Source organism: Cellulomonas sp. B6 (assembly GCF_001462455.1).
Classification (GTDB): domain Bacteria; phylum Actinomycetota; class Actinomycetes; order Actinomycetales; family Cellulomonadaceae; genus Cellulomonas.
In genome coordinates, this window is the sequence record NZ_LNTD01000223.1 from 1 (window position 1) to 3,229 (window position 3,229).

General features: G+C 75.6%; 3 protein-coding genes and 1 pseudogene. 3 read left to right on the forward strand and 1 reads right to left on the reverse strand.

Going from position 1 to position 3,229, the window contains the following annotated elements:
• Window positions 1-211 (reverse strand): annotated as a pseudogene (locus ATM99_RS16410) (EamA family transporter); the annotation flags it as partial.
• 72 nt (window positions 212-283) lie between these two features.
• On the opposite strand from ATM99_RS16410, the gene ATM99_RS16415 reads away from it, so the two are divergent.
• From ATM99_RS16415 to ATM99_RS16425, 3 genes are all read left to right on the forward strand, one after another.
• Entirely contained in the window at window positions 284-1,348 is a 1,065-nt protein-coding gene (locus ATM99_RS16415; RefSeq protein WP_082659954.1) for a serine hydrolase, read from the forward strand.
• Window positions 1,349-1,594: 246 nt separating this feature from the next.
• On the forward strand, window positions 1,595-1,933 hold the full coding sequence (locus ATM99_RS16420; RefSeq protein WP_062103913.1) for a YnfA family protein: 339 nt from the start codon (window positions 1,595-1,597) through the stop codon (window positions 1,931-1,933).
• Window positions 1,934-2,078: 145 nt separating this feature from the next.
• On the forward strand, window positions 2,079-3,206 hold the full coding sequence (locus tag ATM99_RS16425) for a 6-phosphofructokinase (RefSeq protein WP_150118341.1): 1,128 nt from the start codon (window positions 2,079-2,081) through the stop codon (window positions 3,204-3,206).
• The last annotated feature ends 23 nt before the right edge of the window (window positions 3,207-3,229 follow it).

Here is a 3,229-nt window from a genome sequence, read left to right on the forward strand (position 1 = left end):
GGGCGGCGCCCGTCCGGCGGGTCGTGGTCCGGTCCGCGAGGGCCGCGCGACGTGCGACGACGGCGGCGACGGCCGCGAGCGCGAGACCTCCCACCGCGATGCGCGCGGCGCCGAGCACGAGGGGGTCGACGGCCGCCGGGCCGAGCGCCTGGGCGGTGCCGGTGGTCCCGAAGCAGACGGCGGCGAGGAGGACCGCGAGGACGGCGCGCACGGCTGATTGTTACACAATCAGGCCCGGATTTGTCGTCGCCCCGCACGAGGGGCACCGGTAGCGTCGGCCCGCATGACCCCCGACGCACGCCTGCGCCAGGTGGCCGACGACGCGATCGCGTCCGCCACGACCGACCCCGACGACGACACCGACGCCCTCGCCGGCGTCGTCGCCCGCGTGACCCGCAGCGCCCCGGGCACCCCGCCCGACCCCGCGACGTCCGCGGTGCTGCTCGACGCCGCGTGGGGCGTGGCCGACCGGCGCAGCCACGCACCGCTGACCCCCGCCCACCGCGTCGCCGTGGCGTCGGGCTCCAAGGGCTTCACGGCCCTCGCGACGCTCGCGCTCGTCGCCGACGGCACGCTGGACCTCACCACCACCGCGCGGTCGCTGCTCGGCGACGAGCTGCCGCTCGTCGCCGACGACGTCACGGTCGAGCACCTGCTCAGCCACCGGTCCGGCATCGGCGACTACCTCGACGACGACGCCGAGCTCCCCGAGTACCTCATGCCGGTGCCCGTGCACCGGCTCGTCGACCCCGAGGACTACCTGCCGATCCTCGAGGGCCACCCCACGCAGTTCCCCGCGGGCACCGACTTCACGTACTGCAACGGCGGGTTCGTGCTGCTCGCGCTGCTCGCGCAGCGAGCCTCGGGCGTGCCGTTCCACGAGCTGGTGCGCACGCGCGTGCTCGAGCCCGCGGGCATGGCGTCGACCGGGTACCCGCGCTCCGACGCGCTGCCCGCCGACGCCGCGCTCGGGTACGTGCTCGTCGGCGGCGAGTGGCGCAGCAACGTCCACCACCTGCCCGTCGTGGGCGGCGGCGACGGCGGCGCGTACACGACGACGGCCGACGTCGAGCGGTTCTGGGGCGCGCTGCTGGGCGGTCGGATCGTCCCCGCCGGGCTCGTCGCGCAGGCGCGCGAGGTCCGCAGCGACACCGACGACGGCCGGTACGGCCTCGGCCTGTGGCTGCCCGAGCCGGACGGTGCGGTCTCGCTCGAGGGTCAGGACACGGGCGTGTCGTTCTGGTCGCAGCACGACCCGGCGACCGGGCTGACGATCACTGTCGCGGGCACGACGGCGGACGCCGCCTGGCCCGTCGCCCGCGCGCTCCGCGAGGCGCTGGGCGGCTGACCGCCCGGCAGACCCGCACGACCGGCCCCGCCACCCGTCGCCCCACCGGTCACGGCACGCGACCGATGACGGCGTCGTCGGGTGACTCGTCCCGTCCGCCACGCCGACCCCGTCGTCGGTCGCACGCGCACCGGCCGACACGTGACGCATGACGGCGTCGGTGGCCGCTCGCCCGCGCCGGTCGTCAGCGCGGACCGTGGGCAGGCGCCCGCGCGATACTCGTGCGACCGCGTCGAGAGGACCCCCATGACCACGCTGCGCTCGATCCTGCTGTTCGTGGCCGCCGCCGGGCTCGAGATCGGCGGGGCGTGGCTCGTGTGGCAGGGGCTGCGCGAGCACAAGGGCTGGGTGTGGGTGGGTGCGGGCGTCATCGCGCTCGGGCTGTACGGCGCGGTCGCGACGCTGCAGCCCGACGCGAGCTTCGGGCGGATCCTCGCGGCGTACGGCGGCGTGTTCGTGGCCGGGTCGCTCGCGTGGGGCATGGTGGTCGACGGCTTCCGGCCCGACCGGTGGGACGTCGCGGGGGCGCTCGTGTGCCTGGTCGGCGTCGCGCTCATCATGTACGGGCCGCGCGCGGCCGCCTGACCCGGCGCCGGGCGCCCGGCGCGGGGCCGCCGCCCCGGCACGCGCGCGACCTGCGGCGTCGTGACGTTTGTGCGTGCGGGCGGCCGTGCACCAGGCTGGGCCCGACGGTCCGGGACGCACCGGCCGCGCGACGGCGGGAGCGGACATGGGCAAGCCCAGGCGGGTCGGGATCCTCACCGCGGGCGGCGACAGCCCGGGCCTCAACGCGGCGATCCGCGGGTTCGGCAAGACGGCCATCGCGCACTACGGCATGGAGCTGTTCGGGTTCCGCGACGGCGTCACGGGCCTGGTCGAGAACCGGTACGTCGGGCTCGACGGCAAGGCGCTGTCGGGGATCCTCACGGTCGGCGGCACGATCCTCGGCACGAGCCGCGACAAGGTGCACCGGTACGTCGTGGACGGCGAGCCGCAGGACATGGTGCCGCGCGTCGTCGAGAACTACCGCGCGCTCGGCCTGGACGCGCTCATCATGCTCGGCGGCGGCGGGACCGCGAAGAACGCGATGCGCCTGGTCGACGCGGGGCTCAACGTCGTGCACCTGCCGAAGACGATCGACAACGACATCGCCGAGACCGACACGACGTTCGGGTTCGCGACCGCCACCGAGATCGCCACCGAGGCGGTGGACCGCGTGCACTCGACCGCGCACAGCCACCACCGGATCATCCTCACCGAGATCATGGGGCACCGGGCGGGCTGGCTGACGCTCGCGGCGGGCATCGCGGGCGGCGCCGACATCATCCTCATCCCCGAGATCCCCTACACGATCGAGTCGGTCGCGGAGACGATCAAGCAGCGCACCGCGCGGGGCTCGTCGTTCTCCGTCGTCGCCGTCGCGGAGGGCGCGCGCGACGTCGACGACACCGCCGACTACGAGGCGGCGCAGCTGCTCGTGAAGTCCGCGAAGACCCCCGAGGCGCGGCGCGCCGCGAAGACGCACCTCAAGCACGTCGAGGACGCGCAGCGCGAGCACTCGTTCAAGCTGGCCCGCGAGCTCGAGGCCGCGACGGGCCTGGAGTCGCGCGTGACGATCCTCGGGTACGTCCAGCGCGGCGGGGCGCCGTGCGCCGCCGACCGGCTGCTCGCGACGCGCCTCGGGGCGGCCGCGGCCGACCTGGTGCAGCGCGGCGAGTTCGGCGTCATGGTCGCGGCGCGCGGCGACGAGGCCGTGCCCGTGCCGCTCGCCGACGTCGCGGGCAAGGTCAAGCTCGTGCCCACCGACCACGCGTGGATCGCCGCCGCCCGGCAGGTGGGCACCGGCCTGGGCGACTGACCACCACCCTCACCTCATCCCCT